The organism is Phytohabitans aurantiacus (genome assembly GCF_027923225.1).
Classification (GTDB): Bacteria; Actinomycetota; Actinomycetes; order Mycobacteriales; family Micromonosporaceae; genus Phytohabitans; species Phytohabitans aurantiacus.
In genome coordinates this window covers 92,526-118,265 of record NZ_BSDI01000026.1, presented here as the reverse complement: position 1 = coordinate 118,265, position 25,740 = coordinate 92,526, and the positions used below count along the sequence as shown (strand labels likewise).

At 70.7% G+C, this 25,740-nt stretch carries 23 protein-coding genes; 13 read left to right on the top strand and 10 right to left on the bottom strand.

Going from position 1 to position 25,740, the window contains the following annotated elements:
* Positions 1-295: 295 nt before the first annotated feature.
* Both QMG73_RS24940 and QMG73_RS24935 read left to right on the top strand, forming a co-directional pair.
* The gene (locus QMG73_RS24940; RefSeq protein ID WP_281899531.1) at positions 296-1,258 is read left to right on the top strand and encodes a hypothetical protein; all 963 of its coding nucleotides are present in this window, start codon (positions 296-298) and stop codon (positions 1,256-1,258) included.
* Positions 1,259-1,315: 57 nt separating this feature from the next.
* Positions 1,316-3,835 (top strand): ATP-binding protein, encoded by a 2,520-nt coding sequence (locus QMG73_RS24935; RefSeq protein ID WP_281899530.1) that lies wholly within the window; start codon positions 1,316-1,318, stop codon positions 3,833-3,835.
* Positions 3,836-3,852: 17 nt separating this feature from the next.
* Here the strand turns inward: QMG73_RS24935 and QMG73_RS24930 are convergent, their stop codons facing one another.
* The 3 genes from QMG73_RS24930 to QMG73_RS24920 are packed head-to-tail and all read right to left on the bottom strand — an operon-like array spanning position 3,853 to position 6,993.
* Positions 3,853-4,758: a carbohydrate ABC transporter permease gene (locus QMG73_RS24930; RefSeq protein WP_281899528.1), complete on the bottom strand. Its 906-nt coding sequence runs from the start codon at positions 4,756-4,758 to the stop codon at positions 3,853-3,855.
* 1 nt (position 4,759) lies between these two features.
* Complete coding sequence (locus QMG73_RS24925) at positions 4,760-5,686, bottom strand: carbohydrate ABC transporter permease (protein WP_281899526.1); 927 nt, start codon at positions 5,684-5,686, stop codon at positions 4,760-4,762.
* The gene (locus tag QMG73_RS24920) at positions 5,683-6,993 is read right to left on the bottom strand and encodes a substrate-binding domain-containing protein (RefSeq protein ID WP_281899524.1); all 1,311 of its coding nucleotides are present in this window, start codon (positions 6,991-6,993) and stop codon (positions 5,683-5,685) included. Before QMG73_RS24920 ends, QMG73_RS24925 begins: the two co-directional genes overlap by 4 nt.
* 193 nt (positions 6,994-7,186) lie before the next feature.
* Here QMG73_RS24920 and QMG73_RS24915 point away from each other — a divergent pair, with 193 nt between their 5' ends.
* Both QMG73_RS24915 and QMG73_RS24910 read left to right on the top strand, forming a co-directional pair.
* Positions 7,187-7,453, top strand: coding sequence for a low temperature requirement protein A (locus QMG73_RS24915; protein ID WP_281899523.1), 267 nt, complete (start codon positions 7,187-7,189; stop codon positions 7,451-7,453).
* A complete protein-coding gene (locus QMG73_RS24910) occupies positions 7,450-8,214 on the top strand; it encodes a low temperature requirement protein A (protein ID WP_281899522.1) in 765 nt (254 codons plus the stop codon). Before QMG73_RS24915 ends, QMG73_RS24910 begins: the two co-directional genes overlap by 4 nt.
* Here the strand turns inward: QMG73_RS24910 and QMG73_RS24905 are convergent.
* Positions 8,204-8,515 (bottom strand): antibiotic biosynthesis monooxygenase family protein, encoded by a 312-nt coding sequence (locus tag QMG73_RS24905; protein ID WP_281899520.1) that lies wholly within the window; start codon positions 8,513-8,515, stop codon positions 8,204-8,206. The genes QMG73_RS24910 and QMG73_RS24905 overlap by 11 nt on opposite strands.
* 10 nt (positions 8,516-8,525) lie before the next feature.
* On the bottom strand, positions 8,526-10,661 hold the full coding sequence (locus tag QMG73_RS24900) for an MMPL family transporter (RefSeq protein WP_281899519.1): 2,136 nt from the start codon (positions 10,659-10,661) through the stop codon (positions 8,526-8,528).
* 225 nt (positions 10,662-10,886) lie between these two features.
* On the opposite strand from QMG73_RS24900, the gene QMG73_RS24895 reads away from it, so the two are divergent.
* On the top strand, positions 10,887-11,972 hold the full coding sequence (locus QMG73_RS24895) for a sensor histidine kinase (RefSeq protein WP_281899517.1): 1,086 nt from the start codon (positions 10,887-10,889) through the stop codon (positions 11,970-11,972).
* Positions 11,969-12,646 carry a response regulator transcription factor gene (locus tag QMG73_RS24890; RefSeq protein ID WP_281899515.1) on the top strand — a complete coding sequence of 226 codons (678 nt, stop codon included), beginning with the start codon at positions 11,969-11,971 and terminating at the stop codon, positions 12,644-12,646. Before QMG73_RS24895 ends, QMG73_RS24890 begins: the two co-directional genes overlap by 4 nt.
* A 9-nt stretch (positions 12,647-12,655) precedes the next feature.
* On the opposite strand, the gene QMG73_RS24885 is transcribed toward QMG73_RS24890, so the two are convergent.
* Together QMG73_RS24885 and QMG73_RS24880 are read right to left on the bottom strand one after the other, a co-directional pair.
* Positions 12,656-13,846 (bottom strand): monooxygenase, encoded by a 1,191-nt coding sequence (locus tag QMG73_RS24885; RefSeq protein ID WP_281899513.1) that lies wholly within the window; start codon positions 13,844-13,846, stop codon positions 12,656-12,658.
* A gap of 83 nt (positions 13,847-13,929) precedes the next feature.
* Positions 13,930-14,577, bottom strand: a complete 648-nt coding sequence (locus QMG73_RS24880) for an HAD family hydrolase (protein ID WP_281899511.1) — start codon at positions 14,575-14,577, stop codon at positions 13,930-13,932.
* Positions 14,578-14,636: 59 nt separating this feature from the next.
* On the opposite strand from QMG73_RS24880, the gene QMG73_RS24875 reads away from it, so the two are divergent.
* Both QMG73_RS24875 and QMG73_RS24870 read left to right on the top strand, forming a co-directional pair.
* Positions 14,637-15,257 (top strand): L-threonylcarbamoyladenylate synthase, encoded by a 621-nt coding sequence (locus QMG73_RS24875; RefSeq protein WP_281899510.1) that lies wholly within the window; start codon positions 14,637-14,639, stop codon positions 15,255-15,257.
* A 56-nt stretch (positions 15,258-15,313) separates the two neighbouring features.
* The gene (locus QMG73_RS24870; RefSeq protein WP_281899508.1) at positions 15,314-16,987 is read left to right on the top strand and encodes a DEAD/DEAH box helicase; all 1,674 of its coding nucleotides are present in this window, start codon (positions 15,314-15,316) and stop codon (positions 16,985-16,987) included.
* Positions 16,988-16,989: 2 nt separating this feature from the next.
* On the opposite strand, the gene QMG73_RS24865 is transcribed toward QMG73_RS24870, so the two are convergent.
* Entirely contained in the window at positions 16,990-17,811 is an 822-nt protein-coding gene (locus QMG73_RS24865) for a phytanoyl-CoA dioxygenase family protein (protein ID WP_281899507.1), read from the bottom strand.
* A 65-nt stretch (positions 17,812-17,876) separates the two neighbouring features.
* On the opposite strand from QMG73_RS24865, the gene QMG73_RS24860 reads away from it, so the two are divergent.
* The 4 genes from QMG73_RS24860 (at position 17,877) to mhuD (ending at position 22,634) form a co-directional block, all read left to right on the top strand.
* Entirely contained in the window at positions 17,877-18,629 is a 753-nt protein-coding gene (locus tag QMG73_RS24860) for an AraC family transcriptional regulator (protein WP_281899505.1), read from the top strand.
* A gap of 53 nt (positions 18,630-18,682) precedes the next feature.
* Positions 18,683-19,813, top strand: a complete 1,131-nt coding sequence (locus tag QMG73_RS24855) for an ROK family transcriptional regulator (protein WP_281899503.1) — start codon at positions 18,683-18,685, stop codon at positions 19,811-19,813.
* A gap of 153 nt (positions 19,814-19,966) precedes the next feature.
* Positions 19,967-22,333, top strand: coding sequence for an excinuclease ABC subunit UvrA (locus QMG73_RS24850; RefSeq protein WP_281899502.1), 2,367 nt, complete (start codon positions 19,967-19,969; stop codon positions 22,331-22,333).
* 4 nt (positions 22,334-22,337) lie between these two features.
* The gene (gene mhuD / locus QMG73_RS24845; RefSeq protein ID WP_281899500.1) at positions 22,338-22,634 is read left to right on the top strand and encodes a mycobilin-forming heme oxygenase MhuD; all 297 of its coding nucleotides are present in this window, start codon (positions 22,338-22,340) and stop codon (positions 22,632-22,634) included.
* Between the two features lies 1 nt (position 22,635).
* Here mhuD and QMG73_RS24840 read toward each other — a convergent pair whose 3' ends face one another.
* Both QMG73_RS24840 and QMG73_RS24835 read right to left on the bottom strand, forming a co-directional pair.
* Complete coding sequence (locus QMG73_RS24840) at positions 22,636-23,838, bottom strand: cytochrome P450 (RefSeq protein ID WP_281899498.1); 1,203 nt, start codon at positions 23,836-23,838, stop codon at positions 22,636-22,638.
* A 33-nt stretch (positions 23,839-23,871) separates the two neighbouring features.
* Entirely contained in the window at positions 23,872-25,200 is a 1,329-nt protein-coding gene (locus QMG73_RS24835) for a cytochrome P450 (protein WP_281899497.1), read from the bottom strand.
* A gap of 102 nt (positions 25,201-25,302) precedes the next feature.
* Between QMG73_RS24835 and QMG73_RS24830 the strand changes: the two genes are divergently transcribed.
* A complete protein-coding gene (locus tag QMG73_RS24830; RefSeq protein ID WP_281899548.1) occupies positions 25,303-25,734 on the top strand; it encodes a Fur family transcriptional regulator in 432 nt (143 codons plus the stop codon).
* The last annotated feature ends 6 nt before the right edge of the window (positions 25,735-25,740 follow it).

Genomic DNA, 25,740 nt, shown 5'->3' with positions numbered 1-25,740 from the left:
TCAACCGACGGCCACGACAAACCCTGAACTGGCATACTCCAGCCCAGAAGCTCAACCAGCACCTCGTTGCACTGACCCCCTGAAACCGCCAGATCGAACCGCGCGCATTTGCCCTTGATCGACGGGAGAGAGCGGGCGGCGCGACCGCGCCGCGCCAGGCGCGGCCTGCGCGGCCGGCGCGGCGTGGGTGGCGTGCGTGGTGTCCAATCTCGTCTGACTTTGTCCAGCCGTGCGTCTCTGAGGGAAAGGACCGGCCATCATTCCGGGATCGCGGTGGCGGATCTGGGAGGGACGGATGGTGAAACGGGTGGTCGTGGCGGCCTGCCTGCTCGGTCTGGTGAGCACGCTGGCCGCGTGTGGCGGGGAGGAGAAGCAGGACATCGGGTGGCCGTGCAACCTGCTCACCGAGAAGGAGGTGCGGGAGGCGTTCGGCGTACCGGTGGTGGAGAACACGATCGCCGGTGACGCCGTCCGCGCGGAGGGGATCACCGCCGAGGGCGTCACGATCTGCCAGTGGAACGGCTCGGGGGAGACCGATGAAACGATGGTGGAGATCCAGACCGTGCGGACGCTGGACCTGTTCGCGGCGTATGGCGAGTTGGAGGCGCGCGCCGAGCCGATCGTGATCGACAGACTGGAACTGGAGGAGAGGTCCAGTCTCGCGGGCGACGGGCAGACCGTCGTGCTCGCGAACGAGGGCCGCAGCCTCGCCATCCAATGCCGTCACCTGAGCGACGGGGGCAGATGGGAAGACGGTACCTGTGCGGAGCTCGCCGAGCAGGCGATGGGCCGGGTCGAGGACGAGGAGCTCGACCCGAAGGGGAAGGTGGCCGCGGCCGACACCTGCGACCTGCTCACCCAGGAGGAGGTCAGGGATGCCGTCGGACTCCGCACGCTGGTCAGCGAGGGGCCCGAGGAGGACACACCGCTTGGCGAACGGGGCATCCATAGCTTCGAGTGCCGGTGGGTGGAGGCGGCCTCGGCGGCGGACACCGACCGCGAGGTGCTGAGCGTCTGGGCGCAGCTGCGCCTCGCCGACCAGTGCGACGAGCCGATTGGCGGCGGCGGGATGTTCGACAAGGGCACCTCATACACGAAGGTCACCGACAACCAGATCCGGCTCGGCGCCGCCAAGGGCGAGTACTGCGTGCACCTGCTGGCGAACAAGACGGCCATCTACCGGTACGGCGGGGACCTGACCGAGAAGGAGGCCACGAAGCTGCTCGACGGCGCGGTCGAGCGGCTCGACGCCGCCTGACCGAGAGGCTCCTTTCCCGGACTTGCTTTGATAGAGGCGGGTCCGGGAAGGGGCACAGTGGACGAACTATCGGTGGGCGCGGCGGAGGTGCGGAGCTTGGCCGATCTGGCGTCCCTGCTGCGCAGGCTCCGCCAGCGGCAGGCGCGGGTGGCGGGTGCCGACCGGGTCAGCTACCGGGCGCTGGCGAAGCTGGCGGGCTGGTCGCACGCGATCGTCGGCGGATATCTGTCGGGCACGAGCCTGGCTCCCGCGGACCGGTTCGACGTGCTGATCCGGCTGCTCGGTGCGACGCCGGCCGAGCAGCGGGCCCTGGCCACGGCCCGCGACCAGGTCGAGGAACTGCGGCGAGGCGGCGCGCCGCCGCCACAGGTTCAGGGTGTCGTACCGCGGCAGCTGCCGGCCGACGTGGCGGGCTTCACCGGACGAAATGGCGAGTTGGCTGAACTGGACGCGCTGGCCGCCACGCCACCGAATAAGCGGACCGCCGTCGTCATCTCGTCGGTGGCCGGCACGGCCGGGGTGGGCAAGACCGCGCTGGTGGTGCACTGGGCGCACCGGTGGCGTGGCCGGTTTCCGGACGGTCAGGTCTATGTGGACCTGCGCGGCTACGACCCGGCCGCACCCTTGGCGGCGCAGGACGCCCTCGCCGGGCTGCTGGAAGCGCTCGGTGTCACCGGCGCGGATCTGCCCTCGGGTATCGACGAGCGCGCCGCCCGGTGGCGCAGCGAGACCGCCGACCGGCAGTTGCTGATCGTGCTGGACAACGCGGCCTCCGTCGAGCAGGTGCGGCCACTGCTGCCCGGCACACCGTCGTGCCACGTGCTGGTCACCAGCCGGGATTCGTTGGCCGGCCTGGTGGTGCGGCACGGTGCCCGCCGGCTCGACCTGGACCTGCTGCCGGAGACGGACGCGTACGAGCTGCTGGCCGGCCTGATCGGCGCGCGGGTGGATGCCGAGCCGGATGCGGCGCGGCTACTGGTCCAGCGGTGCGCCCGGCTGCCTTTGGCCCTACGGGTGGCCGCTGAGCTTGCCGTCGCCCGAGCCGACACTCCGCTGGCGGAACTGGTCGCGGAGTTGGGCGACGAGCACCTGTTCGGCGACGGCGGCGATCCGCGTGCCGATGTGCGGGCGGTGTTCTCCTGGTCGGTGCGGCACCTGCCGCCCGCGGCCGCCCGGGTATTCGGCCTGCTGGGCCTGCACCCGCACACCGACTTCGAGGCGCACGCGGTCGCCGCGCTGTCCGGCTTCGACGTGGCCACCGCGCGTTCCACCGTGGAGCTGCTGGCGCGGCAGCACCTGGTGCAGGCGCGCGGCGGCGGCCGGTACGGGATGCACGACCTGTTGCGGGCGTACGCGCGAGGTCTGCTGGGCGAGGACGAGGCCGCGCTCGGCAGGCTGTTCGACCACTACCTGGCGACCGCCGCGACGGCGATGGACACGCTGCACCCGGCGGAGGCGTTCCGGCGGCCACGGATCGCCCGGCCGGCGACGCCCAGCCCGGATCTGACCGACCCCGGGACGGCTCGCAGGTGGCTGGACAGCGAGTTGGCGTGCCTGACCGCCGTCGCCCGGCACAGCCCGTCGCACGCCGTGCGCCTGTCCGGCACGCTGTACCGGTACCTCGCCGGGGGACACTACGACGTCGGGCTCGCGTTGCACGGGTACGCGCTCGCCGCGGCGGTCGCGAGCGGCGACGACGCGGGTGCCGCCGGGGCGCTGAACAGCCTCGGCTTCATCCAGGCGCGGCTGGGCCGGCACGACGAGGCGGCTGAGCATCTCCAGCGCGCACGGGTCCTGTTCCATCGCGCCGGCGACGCGATCGGAGAGGCGCGGGCGCTCAGCAACCTCGGTCACGTCGAGGCCACGCGCGACCGCCTCCGGGTGGCCCTCGGATACCAGGAGGAGGCGCTGGAGGTCTTCCGGCGCGCCGGAGACGCCCTGGCGACGGGCCGGGGGCTGACCAGCATCGGCAACCTCGAACAGCGGCTGGGACGGTTCGACAGTGCCGCTGAGCACATCGGGGCGGCGCTGGGCATACTGCGCGGGGCCGGCGACCGCGAGGCCGAGGGGTTCGCGCTCTACAACCTCGGCGTCGTCGAGACGCGCCGCGGGCGGCTCGACAGCGCCGCCGCGTATCACCAGGCGGCGCTCGTCGCCTTCCGCGAGGTCGGCAACCGGGCCGGCGAGGCATGGGTACTGGACGGCCAGGGCGCTCTCGAACTGCGTCTCGGCTGGCCGGGCAAGGCGGCGGCGCGGTACCGGGCGGCGCTGGAGCTGTTCCAGGAACTCGGCTACCGGGACGGCGTACCGTGGGCCCTCAACGGTCTGGGGGAAGCCGCGCGCGCCGACGGGCGTGCGGCGGAGGCGCTCGACCACCACACCGGCGCGATCGCCGCGGCGGGCGGCTCGGATCTGCGTGACCAGCAGGCGCGGGCGCATACCGGGCTGGGGCTGGCCCACCGCGACCTGGGTGACCGGGAACGCGCCCGCGAGCACCTGGCGGCGGCACTGTCCACGTACGACGAATTCGAACTGCCCGAGGCCGGCGAGGTGCGCGCGCACCTCGCCGCGCTCTGACGGCGCCCACCTGTGTTCTACTTGCCGAAGCCGAGTGTCAGTCCACTGAGGAGCTGGCGGCGGCCGAGGGCGTACAGGACGAGGATCGGCAGCGTCGCCAGGACGACAGAGGCGAGCACGGCGGGTACGTTGACGCCGTACTCGCCCTGGAAGGTCCACAGCGCGAGCGGCAGGGTGCGCTGCGCGGGGCTCTGGGTGAGGATCAGGGGCAGCAGGAAGCCGTTCCAGATACTCAGTCCATTGTAGATCGATACGGTCACCAACGCGGGTCTGGTCAACGGAAACGCCAGATGCCACAGCGTGCCCCACTCGGAGGCGCCGTCCATCCGCATCGACTCGAAGAGCTCCTTCGGCACGTCGCGGATGAAGGTGGCCAGTACCAGCACCGACAGCGGCACGGCGAACGCGATCGACGGCAGGATGATGGCGAGCAGGGTGTCGTACATCTGCAGCCGGATGATGATCAGGTAAACCGGAATGATGGTGGCCTGCAAGGGAATGGCCAGTCCCATGAGGAACAGCACGTTGGTCCAGCGCAGAAACCGGCTGCCGGCCGAGCCGCGAATGATGGCGTAGGCGGCCATGAACGAGACCAGGACGGCGGGCACGACCGAGCCGACCGTCACGATGACGCTGTTGGTCAGGTAGCGGACGAACTCCGACTCGATGACAAGCCGGTAGTTCGCAAGCGTCGGGTCGGACGGCGGGGCGAGCGGGTTCTGTGCGTAGTAGCTCGAGCGTTCCTTGAGGCTGGTGATGACGATCCAGTAGAGCGGCACCACGACGATCACCAGCCACACCCAGCCGGCCAGCCCGCCCAGGACGTTGAAGCGCCCGAGGCCACCGCTCCGGGCACGGCCCCGTGGCCCCTGCCCGGGTGGCGCGCCGGCTGCCCTGCCGGTATCGGTCGTCAGCGTCGCCATGTCACATTCCTTCCTGCTGGCTCGCGCTGGCGTCGCGACCGCCGAGCCGGCGCAGCAGCAGCGCCAGCGCCAGGCCGACGAGAACGAGGATGACCGCGATCGCGCTGGCGGGCCCCATCAGGTTGGCCTGGAAGCCCCGCTTGTACATGTCGAGGGCGAGCACGCGGGTCGCGTCGCCGGGGCCGCCCTCGGTGAGCACGAAGATCAGGTCGAAGAAGGTCAAGGACCCGACGACCATCAGCGTCGACGAGGTGATGATCGTGTACTTGAGCTGGGGGAGCGTGATGCTGAAGAACTGCCGGATCCGCCCTGCCCCGTCGATCTGCGCCGCCTCGTAAAGGGTCACCGGGATCTGCCGCACCCCGCCCTGGTAGATCAGCGCGTGAAACGGTATGAACTGCCACGACACCACGAAGACGACGACGCAGAGCGCGAGGGTGCTGCGGCCCAGCCAGTCCTGCGCCAGCAGGGGGATGCCCAGGCCGGCGCCGAGGCCGAAGTTGGGGTCCAGCAACGCCTTGTACGTGATGGCGAGCGCCGCCGAGCTCAGCAGCAGCGGCACGACGTACACGATGGCCAGGATCTCGCGGTATCGCTGATGCCCGGCGAGGAACACGCCCATGAGCAGGCTCATCGGCGTCTGGAAGGCCCACGACAGCGCCATCACCAGAAACGTCACCCACAGCGCGTGCGGCAGGCCAGGGTCGGTGAGCACGGTGCGCCAGCTGTCGAGGCCGGCCGGGTGGATCGCGCCGATCCCGTTCCAGCGGGTGAAGCTGAGCAGCAGTACGCCGACGAGCGGTATGACGCCGAACGCGACGAAGATCGCGAGCGCGGGCAGGGCCATCCACGCGATCGACCCGCTACGCCCGCCGGCAGAGCCGGTCGCTGGCCGAACCCGGACGGCGGGCGGAGCGAGGCCTGTCATTGGCCGATGACCTGGTTCATGTTGTCAACGTACTGCTGGGGTGTGATCGACAGCTGGAAGAGTTTGGCGATGTTGTCCAGCAGCTTCTCGGCGGCGGTCGGGCTCAGCGCCTGGTCCCAGGACTGCGCGAAGACCTTGGCCTTGCTCGCGGTCTCGTTGACGAACGTGAGGAACTCCGGCGCCTTGGAGCTGGCGATCTTGCTTTCGCTGCCCTTGACGATGGGCACGCCGCCGGTGTCGAGCCACTCGCCGATCTCGGTGTCGTCGAGTACCGCGGTGCTGAAGAACTTCTTCGCCGTCTCCTTCTGCTCGGCGGACGCCTTCGAGGAGATCGCCAGGTACTGGCCGGGGTTGCCGACGGTGTCGCTCGGGTCGCCCTTGCCGCCCTCGACCGGCGGGAAGTTCATGAAGCCGAGGTTGCCGCCGGAGACGAAGTTGCCGCCTTCCTCCGCCATGGACCCGTACGTCCACGTGCCGTGCACCATCATCGCGGCCTTGCCGGTGTAGAGCAGGGCCTGGTCGGCGTTGGCGTCGGCGACGACGGACGAGAAGCCCTTGACGAAGCCGTTGGCCTTGATCAAATCCTGGATCTTGGTGAGCGCGTCGAGCGACGCCGGGTTGGACCAGGCACCCTTCTCACCGTCGAAGACGGCCTGGAACACCTCGGGGCCGCCGATACGGTCGAAGAGGAACTCCAGCCACATCATGTTGGTCCAGCGAGACTGCCCGGCGAGCGAGAACGGCGCGATGCCGGCCGCGTTGAACCTCGGCACCAGCGACATGATCTCGCCCCACGACTGCGGCGGCTCGGCCTTGATCTTGTCGAACGCCCGCTTGTCGTAGAACAGCACGATCGGCTCGACCGTCTCGCACGGCATCGCGTAGATCTTGCCGTTGACCGTCGCGGCGCCGAACGACGACGGGAACAGCCGGTCCTTGACCGCGGGGTTCTGGGCGAACCAGTCCGTCAGGTCGTCGACCTGGCCGGCGTCGACCCAACTCTTCAGGCCGCCGCCACCCCAGCCCCAGATGATGGTCGGCGCCTGGCCGGCGCCGATCGCGGTCCTGATCTTCGTCTTGTACGCGTCGTTCTCGAACGCGGTGGGTTTGATTTGACTGTCGGAGTTCGCCTTGTTGAAGCGGTTGACGGTGTTCGTGCGGATCTGCTCGCCCGGCGCACCCGTCAGGTACCAGTAAGTGGCCTCGCTGCCACCCTCGCCCTGGCCCGGGCCCGAGCTGCCGCAGGCGGCGAGCGCCACCCCCGCGCCGGTGCCGGCCGCGAGGTTGAGGAAACTCCGTCGGGACATCGCACTGTGTGCCACGCTGACCTCCGGATACCGGAAAGTTTACGGAGAGATTCAGGCCAACGTATGCAGCGGAAGGAGGCGTGTCAATATCGACCTGAGTCGGCGTGATGGCCGCCGTTCGGGGCGCGGTTGGCGAAACTTTCGGGGAAAGCGCGTGCCTGGATCGGGCTTGACGCGTACCTAAACTGACCGTGTGTCCGAGACGCAGCAGCGGAGAGGTGCCGCCGAGCCGGCCGTGCGGGTCAGCACGCTGGAACTCTTCTTCGACCTCGTTTTCGTCTTCACGCTGACCCAGCTCACCGGGCTGCTCGCCGACGACCTCAGCGCCCGCGTCGCGGTCCACGTCGCGCTGATGCTGGGCATCATCATGTGGATGTACGACGGTTTCGCGTGGCTCACCAACGCCGTCGTCCCCAACAACCGCCTGCGACGCACCCTTGTCCTCGTCGACTATTCGTGATCGCGGGCGGCCCCGGCTCGGCGCAGGCGATGCGGCGGCTCGCACCGATCAACCTGGCCATTGCGCTTCTGGTGCTGGTGGGCGGCTTCCTGCCTGACGAGTGGCGATACGGCGCGTGGGCGCTGGCGATCCTGCTCATCGCGGCGGCGCCGTACGTGCGGCAGCTCGGCGGCTTCACCATCTCGCCGGGCCACTTCGTCGAGCGGCACGGGCTCGTGGTGATCATCGCGTTGGGCGAGTCCATTGTGGCCATTGGTGTCGGTGCCGCCGGTCTCGACGTCGACCTGACGCTCGTCACCGTGGCCGCCCTGGGACTGACTTTGTCGTACCTGATGTGGTGGGTCTACTTTGGAGAGGGCGACGCGGCGGCTGAGCACGCGCTCAGCGCGGTCCCGCGGGAACGGCGGGCGACGGTGGCGGTGCGCGCCTACGGTTACGCACACTATGTACTGCTGCTGGGCATCGTGGTGGCGGCCGCCGGCGTGAAGAAGGTGATCGGGCACGCCGGCGACGAGCTGAAGCTGGCCGAAGCGGTCACGCTCGCGCTGGGCGTCGCCCTGTACCTGCTCGGAGACGCGGCGTTCCGGCGCGTGCTACGCATCGGCAGCACGCGCTTCCGTGCGGGCGGGGCGGTGCTCGCGCTGGCGACGATCCCGCTGGGACTACTGATCGGCGTCGGCCAGCTCGTCATGCTGATCGTGGTGCTGTTGGCGATGCTGATGATCGAGGCACGCGCCGCGGCGAGTCGGGTCAGTACGTGACGTCCTCGACCTCTTCGTACAGGGTGAAGTCGCGGGCTTCGACGCCGGCCCGCTCCTGAGCCTCCTTCAGCTCGGTGCTCTGCGCGAACCCGCGCGCCTCGTCGGCATCCCGGTACTCGGTGACAACGACGACCTTGTTGCGGTCGTCCAGACCACGGTGAAGCCGGTGCCCGGTGGCGCCGTGCTCCTTCCGCAGCTGGCTCACCGAGTCGAAGACGGCCTTGAAGGCGTCGAAGTCCTGGACATGGAGCTGGGCGATGAGCTTGACGGTCATGGCGGCCTCCGTGGCGATTTGTCGCACTTACCCACCTTCAACCTACGCCCACCCCCACTTCTCCACCCACCCTTCCCCCTTTCCCGCCGCGCCCGCCCCGTGCCGCGGCGCGGGGGATGCGGCGGCGTAGCCAGCGGGGGAGCCACCAGTTGGCGGGGCCGAGCAGCGTCATGGCGGCGGGCAGGAGGAACAGCCGGACGATCGTGGCGTCGAGCAGTACGGCGGTGGCCAGTCCGATACCGATCATCTTGGTGAACGGGGAAGGGCTGGCGGCGAAGGACAGGAAGACGGCGGTCATGATGAGCGCGGCCGAGGTGATCACCCGGCCGGTGCCGGCCAGGCCCCGTGCGATCGATTCCGTGGTGTCGCCGCTGGCGTTGTACTCCTCGCGCACGCGCGACAGCAGAAACACCTCATAGTCCATGGACAGTCCGAAGAGGACGGCGAAGAAGATCATGGGAAGCGGTGAGGCGATCGTGACGGTGTCCTCTGTGAACCATCCCCATTGGAACACCACGACCACCACGCCGTAGGCCCCGCCGATCGACAGCAGGTTCATCAGGACGGCCTTGAGCGGTACCAGGATGGAGCGGAACACGAGCATCAGCAACAGGAACGACGCGGCCAGGATGGCGCCCACGAAGATGGGCAGCGTGGTCGAGAGGTGGTGGGTGAGGTCGGCGGTCATGGCGGTGAGGCCGGCGACATAGGCGTTGTCGGGCAGCATCCCGCGTACGCGTTCCAGGGTTCGCGACGTCGCGGCGTCGGCGGGTGCGGTGGTGGCGGTCAGGCGCAGTATCACGGTGTCGTTGGCGGGAGACGTCACCGGTTCGCCGACCGAGGCGATGCCGGGATCCGCGGCGACGCGTCGCGCCAGCTCCCGGATGTCGCCGGCGCCAGTGCCGCGCAGGTCGACGACCAGGAGCAGGGGACCGTTGACGCCCGGGCCGAAGCCGTCGGCCAGCAGGTCGTAGGCGCGCCGTTCGGTGGTGCTCGTCGACTCGTCTCCGGCGTCGGGAAAGGCGGTCCGCATCGCCAGCGCCGGGGCGGCGAGGGTGAGCAGGAGCGCGACCGAAACGACGAGGTACGGCCACGGCCTTCTCGCGATGTGGTGTGCGAGCCGCCACCAGCCGGTACCTTGCGCGCGCCGCCGCCGCCGCGACGGGAGCCGCCCGCGGTCGAGGCGGTCGCCGAGGAGTGTGAGGAAGGCGGGAAGAAGCGTCAACGCGGCGGTGCCGGCACCGAAAACCACCAGTGCGGTGCTGAGCCCTACCGATACCAGAAAGCCCATGCCGGTCAGCAAGAGAGCGGCCATCGCGATGATGACGGTACCGCCGGCGAAAACGACCGCGGAGCCGGCGCGTCCCATGGCATCGACCAGTGCGGTGCTGTTGTCCGCGCCGCCGGCGCGGTTTTCGCGGTAGCGGGCCGTGATGAACAGGGCGTAGTCGATTCCGACGCCCAGTCCTATCATCGCGGCGATCGTCGGCGCGGCGGTCGACACGTCCATCGCGTTGGCGAGCAACAGGATGCCGGCGAGTCCGGCGGCGACGACGATGAGCGCGAGCACGATCGGCACCAGCGCGGCGACGACCGTACCGAAAGCCACCAGCAGAATCACCAACGCCGCCAGCAGCCCGACCGCCTCCGCGCCGGAGGTCTGTGTCTCGGAGTTGATGAACGCCGCGTCGCCGCCGAGTTCCGCGGTCAAACCGGCCTGACGGGCCGGTTCCAGCGCGCTGCCGACGGCTTTGAAGGGTTCGGGACCGAGCCTTGTCGCCGGCGCGGCGAAGGCGATTTCGGCGTATGCGACGCGGCCGTCGGGTGAGACGGTGCCCGCGGCGAACGGGTTCGCCACCGTGCTGACGCCCTCGGCCGTCGCGATCCGCGTCACCGCGGCGTCGACGGCGGCCCGGTGCTGTTCCAACCGTTGCCCGTCCGGCGCGGCGAACACGGCGAGCGCGGCGCCGTTGGCCGCCTCGGGAAACCGCTCCTCGAGCAGTTGCCGCGCCCGTTCGCTCTGGCTGCCGGGCGCGACGAAGTCTTCGGCGAACGCGCCGCCAGCCATGCCGGCCAGCGCGATGATGACGGCTGTGGCGACCGCCCACGCGGCGATCGTCGTCCATGGCCTGCGGGCGCTGGCCGCGCCCAGGCGGCGGGTGAAAGCACTCATGGCCGCCATCGTGGGCGTCGCCACCGTCCGCCGTCTCCCGGCGGGAGACGGGCAGGATCCGGGCGCGGCCTCCGCCCAGCGGGGGAGGACGGCCCCGTCGCCCAGGCGGATGACAGCATTTCCTGTACTGGCCTACCGTGAGCCCTTGTGAGGGTGGTGTCGTCCCGGGGCTTTCGTGGCCCGTTCGCGCGGTGGCCGCGTGCGTCTGACGCGACCCTCGCCGCCGTGCTGTTCCTGACGACCGTGTTCCTCACCGACGGGCCCGGCGACTCGTTGCTCCTCCGCCCGATCACCGACGTGCCCGTTTTCGTCCTCGTCATCTTCGCCGTCACCGGGGCCGTGTTCTACCTGCGCCGCCGCCGGCCGATCCTGGTGCTCGGCGTGGCGGTCGCCGGCTGGGCACTCCTGCTGCCGGCCGACCCCGCCGATCTTGTTGGCCTGGTCACGATGTTCGCGCTGTACAGCGCCGGCCGCTACGCCGCCAGCAGCCGCCACGGCCTGGCCGGCCTCGCCGCGGCCATCGCCGTGCTCGTCGTCGACGACGGCGTGCGAGGCTCGCTGTGGGCGGAGGTCAGTTTCGGCGCCGTCCTCATGTTCGTCGTCTGGTACGTCGGGCGGCGGCTGCGGCTGCGCGAGGAGCACGCGGTCGAGACCCGGCGCCAGCAGGAGGCCGAGGCGCGCCGGATCGTCGCCGAGGAACGCACCCACATCGCGCGCGAGCTGCACGATGTGGTCGCCCACCAGGTGAGCATGATGACGGTACAGGCCGGAGCGGCTCAGGCGGTGGTGGCCGCCGATCCGGAAGGCGCCCGCCAGGCGATGGCCGCCGTCGAGCTGGCCGGCCGCCAGGCCCTGGACGAGCTGCGGCACCTGCTGGGCGTGCTGCGCCCCGAGACCGAACGCGGCGGCCTCGGCCCCCAACCCGGGCTGGCCGACCTGCCCCGGCTCATCGCGCAGGTACGCGCGGCGGGGCTGGACGTGCGGATCACCGACGGCTTGCGGACGGCGCTCCCGACCCGGGTGCAGCTGTCGGCGTACCGGATCATCCAGGAGGCGCTCACCAACGTGCTCAAGCATGGCGGACCGGGCACCCGCACCGAGGTACACCTGCGCGAGGACGGGACGGACATCACCATCGAGGTCGTCGACCACGCCCCGCCGGGGTTGACCCGCCCGCAGGCGGCCGGCCACGGCATCGTCGGTATGCGCGAACGGGCGACCCTGCTCGGCGGCAGCCTCGAAACCGGCCCGCGTCCCGAGGGCGGCTTTCGCGTCGTCGCCCGCCTGCCACTGACCGGGGAGTCAGCATGAGCATCAGCGTGCTCGTCGTCGACGACCAGGCGCTGGTCCGCGGCGGCTTCACCATGATCCTGCGTACCCATCCCGACATCGAGGTAGTGGCCGAGGCGGGCACCGGGCTCGAAGCGATCGAAGCGGCCCAGCGGCACCGCCCGGACGTCATCCTCATGGACATCCGCATGCCCGAGCTCGATGGTCTCGAAGCAACCTCGCGGATCGTTCAGGAGGCCGACTGGCCGGTCCGGATCCTGATCCTCACCACGTTCGACCCCGACGAGTACGTCTATCAGGCGCTGCGCGCGGGTGCGAGCGGCTTCGTCCTGAAGGACATCCCGCCCCACGAACTCGCCACGGCGGTGCGGACGATCGCCGACGGCGGCGCTCTCATCGCCCCCTCGATCACCCGCCGCCTGATCAGCCGTTTCGCCGAGGGACCGACCGTCAACACCGCCGTCGCCGAACGCCTGCACCGCCTCACCGACCGCGAACGCGACATCGTCGCGGCAGTGGCGCGCGGCGACACGAACACCGAGATCGCCCAGCAGCTCTACATCGGACCCGCCACGGTCAAGTCACACGTCTCCAGCATCCTGACCAAGCTCGGCCTGCGCGACCGCACCCAGATAGTCGTGTTCGCGTACGAGAGCAGCCTGGTCAAGCCCGGCACCCAAGACATAGGCACCTAGCGGCGGCCCCTACGAGCGGGTGCCGATCAGCAACCCGAGGCACATCTCGTCGCTGGTGCCGTCGCCCCACACGACGTACCGGGGTGGCAGTTTCTGAAGCTGCGGGAGCATCCGGCGCAGGCCGGCGTCGTGGGTGCAGGTTACCCGGATGGTGTCGCCTTGCTTGACTTTCACGGGCGCGGCCAGCGGACGGATGGCCTGGTCGTCGAAGTTGTACTGCGGCACGTCCAGCAGCGTGGTCGCGCCGGCCGTACCCGGGTTGAGCTCGACCTTGATGGAGCGGCCCAGCAGGTGCATGTGCCCAGCCGTGGCGTAGATGGTGGCCGCTTCCTCCGCCGGGATGTCGCAGTGCTGGGTGGGCCCGGGTGCGGGCTTTCCCTTGCTGCACCATTCGACCAGTGCTCCGGCGGTGGAGCCGACGTCCTCGCCGAATCGCTTGGTCACGTCTTTGATCGCGGTCTCGCGGTCGCAGAGTGGGCCGCTCTCCTGCGGGGTGCAGGGCAGCTCGATCGGTGCGGACGCCAGGAATGTGTTCAGCGGGGTCATGCGGGTGCTGTCGTCGGCGAGGCGCAACCTGATGCGGGACTGATCGGTGCCGCCCGCCTTGCCGTCCGTGGCCAGCAGGTTGTAGTGCACCTGCATGACCATCTGCGAGCCGGGCGGCATCTCGTATCCGAGACCCTCGCCCAGCAGCACCTCGTTGGCGCCGGGCGCCCAGTGGGCCACCCACGCGCCCTCGCCTTCGCTGTCGACGCCGGAGTCGCCGAAGCACTGCCAGCCCTCGCCGGGACTGCGCTCGTCGAGCTGCCGGGCCTCCTTCACACCCACCGGCGAGAGCCGGAAGAAGATGGCGTGATGCACGATGTCGGCGTTCTGCGGCAGGAACTGGCTGCCGGTCAAGTATGCCTTTGTGGACAGTCCCGGATCCACGAGGAAGCAACGGTACTCATCGGTGCCCCCGTTCGGCGCGACCGGTGTGTACGGCCGCGGCATCGCCAGCTCGACGAAGCGTTCACCGGTCCGCAGCGGCTTCTCCACCGGCGGTGAGAGCTTGCCGTGCCCGGCGTGTGGTGAGCCGCTCGACTCCGCCGGAGCGGCGGGCTCGGTGTCGTCGGCGGCGCACGCCGCCCCGGCCCCGGCCATCGCCAGGATCGCGACTCCCACCACGAGTCGCCGGCCAACCCCCGTCGTGCGCATCATCGATGCCTCCCCTGTCGCCGGATCGCACTACCTCGATGATTTCGCCGTCGAGCGGTCGTGGATATCCGGGTTCACCCCCTGAATCACCCCAGAACCGCCTCAGGGGTCAGCTCGCCGATCGCCGCGATCACGAGCGCCGCCCGTCCGCGCGCGTCGTCGTCCAGCGGGTACTGCTGGTGCGGTACCGCGATCACCCGCATGCCCGCGGCGGCGGCCGACCGGATCCCGTTGGAGGAGTCCTCGACCGCGACGCTGCTGGCGGGGTCGGCGCCCAGCTGGTCCGCGACGGCCAGGTACACGTCCGGCGCGGGCTTGCCGCGCGGCACGTTCTCGGTCGACAGCGTCACCGCGAACGTCTCGGCGAGCCCGGCGGCGTCCAACGCGGCCGAGATGAGCCGCGGCGGCGACGAACTGGCCAGGCCGAGCGGCCAGCGCGCGGCCAGCTCGCGCACGACGCCGTCCGCGCCCGGCACCAGGGGCACCCGGGTCGCGTACCGGTCGACCATCTGCTCGACCACCTCGGCGGCGACCTGCTCCGCGGTCCGGCGCACGCCGAGCTCGCCGCTGAGATAGCGGGCCCATTCGCCGGTGCTCATACCCATGAGGCGGCGCTGGGTGTCGGGCTGCCACTGCCCACCGTTGTCCGCGACGTACCGCCGCCGGACCTCTTCCCACACCGGCTCGGAGTCGACGAGTACGCCGTCAAGGTCGAAGATCACCGCATCCACCACATGACCATCCTGCCTGGCGCGTCGCGTGGACCGGAGGAAAGCGCCACTACGCTCAGGCCGTGGCGCGATACTTCGAGGTGCATCCGGACAACCCGCAGCCCCGGACGATCCGGCAGGTCGTCGACCTCGTCCGCGACGGTGGGCTGATCGCGTACCCGACGGATTCGTGCTTCGCGCTCGGCTGCCAGCTGGGCAACCGCGCCGGCCTGGACCGGATCAGGAAGATCCGTCAGCTGGACGAGCGGCACCACTTCACGCTGGTGTGCCACGACTTTGCCCAGCTGGGCCAGTTCGTGCACATCAGCAACTCGGTGTTTCGCATGGTCAAGGCGTGTACGCCGGGCAGCTACACGTTCATCCTGCCGGCCACGCCGGAGGTGCCGCGCAAGCTGATGCATCCCCGGAAACGCACCGTGGGCGTACGCATCCCGCGGCACACCGTCGCACAGGCGCTGGTGGCCGAGCTCGGCGAGCCGCTCATGTCGAGCACCCTGATCCTGCCCGAGGAGAACGAGCCGATGACCCGGGGCGACGACATCAGGGAGCACCTCGACCACGCCCTCGACGTGATCCTCGACGCCGGCGAGTGCGGTATCGAACCGACCACCGTCGTCGACCTGTCACAATCCGAGCCGGTGGTCCTGCGACGGGGAGCCGGCGATCCGTCCCCGTTCGAGTAGCGGGACCGAGAGCTGCCCAGAACCGCGTAACGAAGAACCGGGAACGAAGGTGGGAGATGGATTCGGCGAGCTTCGCTGATTTGGGGCTTCGGGAAGAGCTGCTGCGGGCGCTGTCCAGCCTGGGGTACGAGGAGCCCACGCCGATCCAGGGTGAGGCGATCCCGCCGCTGCTAGAGGGGCGTGACCTGCTCGGGCAGGCGGCGACGGGCACGGGAAAGACGGCCGCGTTCGCGTTGCCGGTGCTGCAGCGGCTGGCCGCCGGCGAGCAGGGTACCGATCCGGTGGGGCTTGTCCTGGTGCCCACGCGTGAGCTGGCCGTGCAGGTGTCGCAGGCGTTCCACCGGTACGGCCGGGACCTGGGCGTGCGGGTGCTCCCGATCTACGGCGGGCAGCCGATCGGCCGGCAGTTGCAGGCGCTGGAGCGCGGCGTCGACGTCGTGGTGGCCACGCCGGGGCGGGCGCTTGACCACATCGGCCGCGGCACGCTCAGCCTCCGGGCGGTCGCGACCGTGGTGCTCGACGAGGCCGACGAGATGCTCGACATGGGCTTCGCCGAAGACATCGAGGCGATCCTGGACGAGACGCCCGAGGCCCGGCAGACCGTACTGTTCTCGGCCACGATGCCCTCCCGGATCGACGCGATCGCCCGGCGGCACCTGCGCGACCCGGTCCGCATCGAGATGGGCCGCGAGCCGGTGGCCCAGGGTGAGGCACCGCTGGTGCGGCAGAGCGCCTACGTGGTCGCCCGTGCCCACAAGCCGGCCGCCCTGGGGCGGATCCTGGACGTCGAGGCGCCCTCGGCGGCCATCGTGTTCTGCCGCACCCGGGAAGAGGTCGACGAGCTCACCGAGACGATGAACGGGCGCGGCTACCGTGCCGAGGCGCTGCACGGCGGGATGGGCCAGGAGCAGCGCGACCGCGTCATGGGGCGGGTGCGCGCGGGTACCGCCGACCTGCTCATCGCCACCGACGTGGCCGCACGCGGGCTGGACGTCGAGCACCTCACCCACGTCGTCAACTACAACGTCCCGTCGGCGCCGGAGGCGTACGTGCACCGCATCGGGCGGGTCGGGCGCGCCGGGCGGGAGGGCGTCGCGATCACCCTGGCCGAGCCGCGCGAGCACCGGATGCTGAAGGCGATCGAGCGGGCGACCGGCCAGCGGATCGTCGTGGAGAAGATTCCCACCGTCGCCGACCTGCGGGCACGGCGCCTGGAGCTGACCCGGGCCGCCCTGCGGGAGAGCCTGCTCGGCGAAGACCTGGAGCGCTTCCGCGTCGTGATCGACACGCTCACGGACGAGTTCGACATCGTCGACGTGGCGCTCGCCGCGGTGAAGCTGGCCCACGAGGCGGAGGGCGGCACCGACGACGACGAGGTGGAGATCCCGCACGTCTCGCAACGGGCCTTCGAGGGGCGGCCGGAACGCCGCGACGGCGATCGCCGCCCCGGCCACGGTCGCACCGCGGACCGCCGGATGGCGAAGGTGTTCTTCGGCATCGGTCGCAGCGCCGGTGTCCGCCCGCAAGACCTGGTCGGCGCCATCACCGGCGAGTCGAGCCTGAGCGGGCGAGACATCGGCGCGATCGAGATCACCGACCGGTTCTCCCTGGTGGAGGTGCCGGAGGGCGCTGTGCGCGAGGTGGTCGCGGCACTGCGGCACAGCGCGATCAGGGGCAGGAAGGCGACGGTACGCCCGGAGCGCGACCAGCAGAAGAGGCGCCCACGCTAGGGCTACTCGTGCTTGCGTCCGATCGTCTGGTGGCCGGTCAGCGCGATCTCGCCGTCGGTCCACACGCCGCAGGCGCCGCCACCCGGACTGACCTCGAGCTCCAGCGGCGTGCCGTCCATGCGCAGGGCGGGGTGGTAGTAGGTGGCGACCTGTTGCGCGTCGCCCTGGATGTAGTGGCCGATCAGGGCGCGCCGGAACCGGTCGGTGGTGGAGTTCGGCGCGCTGCCGTGCACCAGTGAGCCGTTGAAGAACAGCACGTCACCGGCCTCCATCACCACGGGCTCGACGGGCTGTCCGGGCGGCAGCGGCACGGTCACGTCGGTGAAGCTGACCGAGGTGTCGGCCTTCTCGACGCACAGGATCGGCCAGCGGTGACTGCCGGGCACGACGAGCATGCAGCCGTTGGCCTCGTCGGCGCGGTCGAGCGCCATCCACGCGGCCACACAGGTGCCGGGATCGGCCCGTAGGTAGTAGTTGTCCTGGTGCAGGGCCTGGCCGCGGGCGCCGGCCGGTTTGAAGTACAGCATCGTCTGCACCGCGTACGGGTCCGAGCCGACCAGCGCGACCAGCGCGTCGCGCAGCCGGGCGTCGAGCAGCCAGCGCAGCGAGGTGTCGTCCCAGCGGTGCATCTGCGCCATCCGGGGGTACCGGCGCAGCGGGTCCCGGCTGGTCGGATCGACGCCGACGAGATCCCTTTCGTAGGAGCCGCGCCTACGCAGCGTCATGTAGTGCTCCCGCAGCTGGTCCACCTCCGCCGTGCCGAACAGCCCGCGGGCCACCACGTAGCCGTCCCGGTCGAAGGTGTCCTTGAAAGAATCGCTCATGAACGAAAGCATCGGAGCTGCAGGGCCTTGATGGCTGGTGCTTCGACACGCAAGGAGTTGCACTTTTGACGCAGCTGAGCTTCAACTCGCCGCCCACGTACTGGCGGTGCGAGCCCGGCTGGTTCTGGCACTCCCGCCCGTTGCACGACCATCTGCTGTGGTGCGTCATGGACGGCGTCGGCGAGCTGACGCTGGACGGCCGCCAGGAGCAGCTCGGGCCGGGCAGCTGCGCGGTGTTCCGCCCCGGAGACGCCCCGATCGCCAGGCACGACCCGCACCGGCGGCTGCTGGTGTTCGGCATGCACTTCGACATCGAGGCTGGTGAGCTGCCGCCCCCTGGGCCGGTACGGGTGCAGGACATGACGCTGCTCGGTGCGCTGGCGCGCCGGTGCGACCGCAGCTTCCGCCGCGGCGGGCCGCTGGGCGCCCGGCACAGCCAGCTCTGCCTGGAACAGCTGCTGTGCCTGCTGCACGAGGAGGCCACCGACGAACCGCTCGGCCCGGTCGACGCCGAGCTGGACCGGATCACCGAGGCGATGCGGCAGGACCCGAGCCGGCGCTGGACGGTGACGGAGCTCGCCCGGCTGGCGGCGCTGTCCCGCGCGCAGTTCACCCGCCGGTTCATCGCCTACACCGGGTTGACCCCGGCCCGATATCTGATCAACGTCCGGCTCGCCCGCGCTCACGAACTGCTGACCGAGACGAACATGACGGTCACGCAGATCGCCGCGACCCTCGGGTACATCGACGTCGCGTATTTCAGCCGGCAGTACAGGCGGCACACGGGACGCCCGCCCAGCGCCGTCAGGCAGGAGTAGCGCGTGAGGAGATCCTCCGTTACCGTTCACGTTAACGGTAACGGAGGCTTGCAATGGCGCATCAGCTCCGCCCCCGTGCCGCGGGCGCCGCCGGCGGCATGCGGAACATCCGGAAGGCCCACCGCCTGGCCGTCCTGCGTGAGATCTACGCGGCCGGGGCGGCCACGCGGCGCGACCTCGCGGCCCGCGCGGACGTCAGCGTGGCCACCGCGTCCAACATCGTCGCGGAGCTGATACGAGCCGGGGTGGTGCGGGAGACCTCGTACGAGGAGTCGGATGGCGGGCGCCCGCGCGGCCGCATCACCGTCGACGCCCGCCGCGGCGCGCTCGTCGGGGTCGAGGTCCGCGCGAGCAGCATCCACATCGACGTGTACGACCTGGCGCTGGAGCCGCGTACCCAGCGGATCGTTCCCGCGACAAGCCGGCGCGACCTCGCGCGGGTGGTGTCCGCCGCGCTCGCTCAGGCGGGGATCGACGCCGGCCGGCTCGCCGGCGTGGGCATCGCCGCACCCGCTGGGCCGCACCGCGCCTGGCTGGACCCGGCGGTCCTGCCGGCACCCGTGCACGTGGCCGAGCCCGCGACCGCCGCGGCGGTGGGTGAGCTGTGGCTCGGACCCAGCCGCCACGCCGCCAACCTGGTCAGTGTCACGCTGGCCGACAGCGCCGGCGCCACCGTGCTGGTCGGTGGCGCGCCGCTGGCCACGACCGGCGGCTGGGGTCACACCACCGTGGTACTCGACGGCCGGCCCTGCTCGTGCGGCCGGCGCGGTTGCGTGGAGTCGTACCTCGGCGCGCCCGGAATCCTCCAGACCGTCCGCGAACTGGCCCCCGGTAGCCGGCTCGCCCGCGACACTCCGGAGGCGACGGTCCGGGAACTCGGCCGCGCCATTCGAGACGGCGATCCCGCGGCGGCCGCGGTGATCGACGCCACCGGCCGTCACCTGGGCATCGGGATCGCGAGGCTGGTGAGCGTCATCGACCCGGACGCGGTCGCGCTCAACGGCTGGGTCGTCGGCGGGCTGGGCCGCTGGCTGCTGCCGGCCGCCCGCGAGGAACTCGCGCGCCGGCGCTGGCCGTCCAGCGTGCGGATCGAGGCCAGTCCGGTGCCGCGCAACGCGGTCACCGCCGGCGTCGCGGCAGCCGCCCTGCAAACATCGGCGTACCTGGCGACCGCGCGCCGGTGACAGCGACCGGGCCGGGCCCGGTAGATCGAGACGTGTGGCAGCATCGCGGGGGTGGCGAAACAGGTGCCCAGACCGATCAGGAATCGAGAAGCGCTGGTCACCGCGCCGCGGTTAGCGTGATGCGCTGAACCCGTACGGATAGATGGAGTGACGATGCCGCACCGTGCCGACAGCCACGACCTGATCCGCGTGCAGGGCGCGCGCGTCAACAACCTGAAGGACGTCAGCGTCGAGATACCGAAGCGCCGGCTGACGGTGTTCACCGGCGTGTCCGGCTCGGGCAAGAGCTCGCTGGTGTTCGGCACGATCGCCGCCGAGTCGCAGCGGATGATCAACGAGACCTACAGCGCCTTCGTGCAGGGCTTCATGCCGACGCTCGCCCGGCCCGAGGTCGACGTGCTCGAAGGGCTGACCACCGCGATCATCGTCGACCAGGAGCGGATGGGTGCCAACGCACGCTCCACGGTGGGCACGGTGACCGACGCCAACGCCATGCTGCGCATCCTGTTCAGCCGGCTCGGCAAGCCGCACGCCGGCCCGCCCAACGCGTACTCGTTCAACGTCCCCTCGGTGAAGGCCAGCGGCGCGATCACCGTCGAGCGCGGCGGCAAGACGAAGGCCGAGAAGGCGACGTTCACCCGGCTCGGCGGCATGTGCCCGCGCTGCGAGGGGATGGGCTCGGTCAACGACTTCGACCTGTCCGCCCTGTACGACGACAGCAAGTCGCTCAACGAGGGCGCGTTGACGATCCCCGGGTACAGCATGGAGGGCTGGACCGGCCGGCTCCTGCGGGGCTGTGGGTACTTCGACCCGGACAAGCCAATCCGCAGGTACACCAAGAAGGAGCTGCACGACCTGCTCTACCGCGAGCCGACGAAGATCAAGGTCGAGGGCATCAACCTGACGTACTCGGGCCTGATCCCGCAGATCCAGAAGTCGTACCTGTCCAAGGACGTCGACGCGATGCAACCGCACATCCGCGCGTTCGTGGAGCGGGCGGTGACGTTTCAGACCTGCCCCGACTGCGATGGCACCCGGCTCGCCGCGGAGGCCCGGGCCTCGAAGATCAAGGGCAAGAACATCGCCGACGTGTGCGTGATGCAGATCAGCGACCTGGCCGAGTGGGTCCGCGGCCTCGACGAGCCGTCCGTGGCGCCGCTGCTCGGCAAGCTCCTGCACAGCCTGGAGTCCTTCACGGAGATCGGGCTCGGCTACCTCAGCCTCGACCGGCCGTCGGGCACGCTGTCGGGCGGCGAGGCGCAGCGCACCAAGATGATCCGCCACCTCGGTTCGTCGCTCACCGACGTCACGTACGTCTTCGACGAGCCGACGATCGGCCTGCACCCGCACGACATCCAGCGGATGAACGAGCTGCTGCTCCAGTTGCGCGACAAGGGCAACACGGTCCTCGTCGTCGAGCACAAGCCGGAGGCGATCGCGATCGCCGACCACGTCGTCGACCTCGGTCCCGGCGCCGGCACGGCGGGCGGCACCGTCTGCTTCGAGGGCACCGTGAAGGGCCTGCGGGGCTCCGACACCATCACCGGCCGCCACCTTGACGACCGCGCGAAGCTCAAGGAGGAGGTGCGTCCGGCCTCCGGCGCGCTGGAGGTCCGCAAGGCGTCGACCCACAACCTCCAGGACGTGAGCGTCGACATCCCGCTCGGCGTGCTGTGCGTGGTCACGGGCGTCGCCGGTTCCGGCAAGAGCTCGCTGATCCACGGCTCGGTCGCCGGCCGCGAGGGCGTGGTCGTGATCGACCAGGCCGCGATCCGCGGCTCGCGGCGCAGCAACCCGGCGACGTACACCAGCCTGCTCGAACCGATCCGCAAAGCGTTCGCGAAGGTCAACGGCGTGAAACCGGCACTGTTCAGCGCCAACTCCGAGGGCGCCTGCCCCACCTGCAACGGCGCCGGCGTCATCTACACCGACCTGGGCGTCATGGCCACCGTCGAGTCCACCTGCGAGGACTGCGAGGGCAAGCGGTTCCAGGCGGCGGTGCTGGAGTACACGCTGGGCGGCCGCGACATCGCCGAGGTGCTCGCGATGTCGGTGACCGAGGCCGAGGAGTTCTTCGGCACCGGGGAGGCCCGCACCCCGGCCGCCCACGCCATCCTCGACCGGCTCGCCGACGTCGGCCTCGGATACCTCAGCCTCGGCCAGCCACTCACCACGCTGTCCGGCGGCGAGCGGCAGCGGCTCAAGCTGGCCACCCACATGGCGGAAAAGGGCGGCGTCTACGTCCTCGACGAGCCGACCACCGGCCTGCACCTCGCCGACGTCGAGCAACTGCTGGGCCTGCTCGACCGGCTCGTCGACTCCGGCAAGTCCGTCATCGTCATCGAGCACCACCAGGCGGTCATGGCGCACGCCGACTGGATCATCGACCTGGGTCCGGGAGCCGGTCACGACGGCGGGCGGATCGTCTTCGAGGGCACCCCGGCCGAGCTCGTCAAGGACCGCTCGACCCTTACCGGCAAGCACCTCGCGGCGTACGTCGGGGCGGCCAAGCTACGGTAAAGCCATGGCGGTTGTGAAGATCAACGCGATCGAGGTCCCCGAGGGCGCCGGCCCGGAGCTGGAGAAGCGGTTCGCCGCGCGGCTGCACGCAGTGGAGAACCAGCCCGGCTTCCTGAGCTTCGAGCTGCTGCGCCCGGTCGCGGGGGAGAGCCGCTACTTCGTCTACACGAAGTGGGAGAGCGAGGAGGCGTTCCAGGCGTGGACCAACGGCCCGGCCAAGGAGGCGCACGCGGGCGCCCGCGCCAAGCCGGTCGCCTCCGGCGCTTCCTTGCTGGAGTTCGAGGTCGTCCAGAACGCCTGACTCAGCCGGCACGCACCGGAAGGTGCGCGTAGCCGCGGAGCACGAGGCGGTCGCGGCGCACCGGGGCGCCGTCCGGGCGGAGCTTGGGGAAGCGGGTCAGCAGCAGCGGAAACGCGATCTGCGCTTCGAGCCGGGCAAGAGCTGCACCCAGGCAGAAATGCGCGCCCGCGCCGAACGACAGGGGCGCGTTGTCCGAACGCGCCGGGTCGAACGTGTCGGCCGCCGCGAACCTCTCGGGGTCGCGGTTGGCCGCGCCGAGCAGCACCGTGACCTCGACACTCCCGTCGACCGCGGCGTCGCCGACGGTCATGGCCGTCGCGGGCACCCGGCTGGTGACCTGCACCGGGGCGTCGAAGCGCAGGAACTCCTCCACATAGGCCGGTGCCAGGTCGGGCGCCGCGCGCAGCCGCGCCATCGCGGCGGGATGATCGAAGAGTACGGCCACGCCGTTGCCGATGAGGTTGGTCGTCGTCTCGTGCCCGGCGAGCAGTAGCAGCGCCAGGTTGCCGAGCAGCTCAGTGCCCGACAGGGCAGCGCTGTCCGACGCCGCCGCGGTGGCGAGCTGGCTGGTCAGGTCGTCGGTGGGGCTGCGCCGGCGGTCGGCGACCAGGCCGATCAGGTAGTCGCGCAGCTGGGCGGCGGCATCGTCGGCGCGCTTGGCGGTTTCGGCGCTGGCCGCGTACTCGACGGCACCGGCGAAGTCGACCGCCACCGGCCGGAACCAGGCGCGGTCCGACTCCGGCACGCCGAGCAGCTCGCAGATGACCGCGAGCGGCAGCGGCACCGCGAACTCCTCGATCAGGTCGACCGGCCCGCCGCTGTCGAGCCGGTCGGCCAGCCGCGCGGCCTGCGCGTCGATCGCGGCGCGCAGCCCGGCCACCCGCCGGGGCGTGAACGCGCCGCTGACCAGTTGACGCATCCGCCGGTGGTCGGGCGGGTTGGTGTTGAGCACCGAGTCGGTGAGCAGCGCCTGCGACGGCCGGGCCGCGTACGCCGGACCGAGCTGGCGCCGCAGCATGTCGCGGTCGGCCACCAGCATCCGCGGGTCTCGCAGCACCGCGCTGGCCTGCTCGTACGAGGTGACGATCAGCTGGCTGCCCAGGTGCAGTACGGGCCCGTGTGCGCGCAGGGCCGCGTAGAGCGGGTACGGGTCCTGGCGGCCCCGCGCGGTCATGAGGTGGCTCGCTGCCGACACGGGATCCATGCCCACGATCGTGCCAACAACCGGCAACAGGGGTCAGCGCGGGTGTAGGACGGCGCGGACTGGTTCGGCGGGGCGGAGGGTGATCATCGGTGTGAGGGGGAGGCGTTCGTCTAGCGCCTCGATCCGGTACCGGGCGAGCACCGTGCGCAGCAGTACAGCCGCCTCCAGCAGCGCGAAGTGCTCGCCGATGCAGCTGCGCGGCCCGCCGCCGAACGGGAAGTACGCGTACCGGGGCCGGTCGTGCCCGCCGGTGAACCGGTCGGGGTCGAAGCGATCCGGGTCGGGCCAGAACTCCGGGTGCCGGTGCGTGACGTACGAGGAGAGCATCACCCTGGTGCCGGCCGGCACGTGGTAGCCGGAGAGCGTGGTGTCGACGTCGGCGAGGCGCTCGGTGCTGTACGCCGGCGGGTACAGCCGCATGCCCTCCATCAGGGCCGCGCGGATCAGGCCCGGGTCGCCCGCCGCGACGCGCTCCTGCGCCGCCGGGTCCCTGCCGAGCAGGTACAGCGTGAAGGTCAGCGCCCCCGCGGTGGTCTCATGACCCGCGAGCAGGAACACCAGCACCTGGTCGCGGATCTCCGCCGCGGACAGCGGCTGGCCGGTTTCGGGGTCGCGGGCGGCGACCAGCCGGCTGAGCATGTTGTCGCCGTCTTCGCCGGCGCCGCGGCTGGCGTGCTTGGCGATGATCCGGTCGACGATCGCGTACTGCTCCGCGCGCGCTCGCACGATCCGGCGGGCCCGGGGCGTGGGCCAGCGCAGCGACGGCCGCACCACCTGCAGGGCGCGTGCCAGCGCGAGGTCGCCCAGCACCGGCACGAGCCGTTGCAGCTCGGGCACCGCCTCGTCGACGTCGTCGCCGAACAGCGCCCGGCTGACCACCCGCAGCGTGTACAGCTGCATGAGCTGGTGCAGGTCCACAGTGGAGCCCGACTCGACGCCGGGCTCGGACGCGATGCGCGCCGCCTCGGCGGTCATCAGCTCGGTGTATCCGGCCACGCGGCGCGGCGTGAACAGCGGCTGCAGCGTGCGGCGCTGGCGCAGCCACACGTCGCCGTCGCTGGTCAGCAGGCCGGTGCCGATGAGCTCGGTGAGCACCTGGAACCCGGTCGTGCGGCGGCTGAAGGTCCGGCCGGTGGTGAGCACCTCGTGGACGGCGTCGGGGTGGTGGGCCATGATCACCTCGACGCTCAGCGGTGGCCGCCCCCAGCGCGGCCCGAACTGGTACGCGACGACGTCGCCGTGGTCGCGGAAGCCGGCCATCAGCGTGCCCAGCATGTCGCGCTTGAAGGCGGGCGCCATGCCCAGAAACGGATGCCCGGCCGGACCGGGAGCGGATGCCCGCGCCGTCGATTGCGCCGTCATATCGACAAGCTTCCCACGCCTCCGCAATCGGCGGGGAATTTTCTTGAGTGACTCCAGAAGATTTTCTTGACTGATTCCAGAAAAGTGATCCATACTCGTCCGGTGCGATCTACGCTCGATGCTGAGCCCCTGCTGCGGGAGGCTGCTCTGCGCGTGACCCGACCCAGGGTCGCGGTGCTGACAGCGGTGCACGAGCATCCCCACGCAGACACGGACAGCATTGTCGGCATAGTTCGTAAGGATCTTGGTGAGGTGTCCACGCAGGCGATCTATGACGTCCTGCGGGCGTTGACCGCCGCGGGTCTGGTGCGGCGCATCCAGCCGGCCGGTTCCGTGGCCCGCTACGAGTCGCGGGTCGGTGACAACCATCATCACGTCGTGTGCCGGTCCTGCGGGGCGATCGCCGATGTCGACTGCGCCGTCGGTGAGCCGCCCTGCCTGACCCCGTCCGACGATCGCGGTTACGTGATCGACGAGGCCGAGGTTGTGTACTGGGGCCGGTGCCCGGCTTGTACCAGCTCAGCAAGCATCTGATTTACC

Bases quoted from the DNA above. Each gene is read 5' to 3' on its own strand.
- QMG73_RS24855 (WP_281899503.1), top strand. From the start codon at position 18,683: ATGGCGCATCAGCTCCGCCCCCGTGCCGCGGGCGCCGCCGGCGGCATG.
- QMG73_RS24840 (WP_281899498.1), bottom strand. From the start codon at position 23,838: ATGGATCCCGTGTCGGCAGCGAGCCACCTCATGACCGCGCGGGGCCGC.
- mhuD (WP_281899500.1), top strand. From the start codon at position 22,338: ATGGCGGTTGTGAAGATCAACGCGATCGAGGTCCCCGAGGGCGCCGGC.
- QMG73_RS24890 (WP_281899515.1), top strand. From the start codon at position 11,969: ATGAGCATCAGCGTGCTCGTCGTCGACGACCAGGCGCTGGTCCGCGGC.
- QMG73_RS24885 (WP_281899513.1), bottom strand. From the start codon at position 13,846: ATGATGCGCACGACGGGGGTTGGCCGGCGACTCGTGGTGGGAGTCGCG.
- QMG73_RS24900 (WP_281899519.1), bottom strand. From the start codon at position 10,661: ATGAGTGCTTTCACCCGCCGCCTGGGCGCGGCCAGCGCCCGCAGGCCA.
- QMG73_RS24920 (WP_281899524.1), bottom strand. From the start codon at position 6,993: ATGTCCCGACGGAGTTTCCTCAACCTCGCGGCCGGCACCGGCGCGGGG.
- QMG73_RS24940 (WP_281899531.1), top strand. From the start codon at position 296: ATGGTGAAACGGGTGGTCGTGGCGGCCTGCCTGCTCGGTCTGGTGAGC.
- QMG73_RS24870 (WP_281899508.1), top strand. From the start codon at position 15,314: ATGGATTCGGCGAGCTTCGCTGATTTGGGGCTTCGGGAAGAGCTGCTG.
- QMG73_RS24835 (WP_281899497.1), bottom strand. From the start codon at position 25,200: ATGACGGCGCAATCGACGGCGCGGGCATCCGCTCCCGGTCCGGCCGGG.
- QMG73_RS24925 (WP_281899526.1), bottom strand. From the start codon at position 5,686: ATGACAGGCCTCGCTCCGCCCGCCGTCCGGGTTCGGCCAGCGACCGGC.
- QMG73_RS24865 (WP_281899507.1), bottom strand. From the start codon at position 17,811: ATGAGCGATTCTTTCAAGGACACCTTCGACCGGGACGGCTACGTGGTG.
- QMG73_RS24850 (WP_281899502.1), top strand. From the start codon at position 19,967: ATGCCGCACCGTGCCGACAGCCACGACCTGATCCGCGTGCAGGGCGCG.
- QMG73_RS24930 (WP_281899528.1), bottom strand. From the start codon at position 4,758: ATGGCGACGCTGACGACCGATACCGGCAGGGCAGCCGGCGCGCCACCC.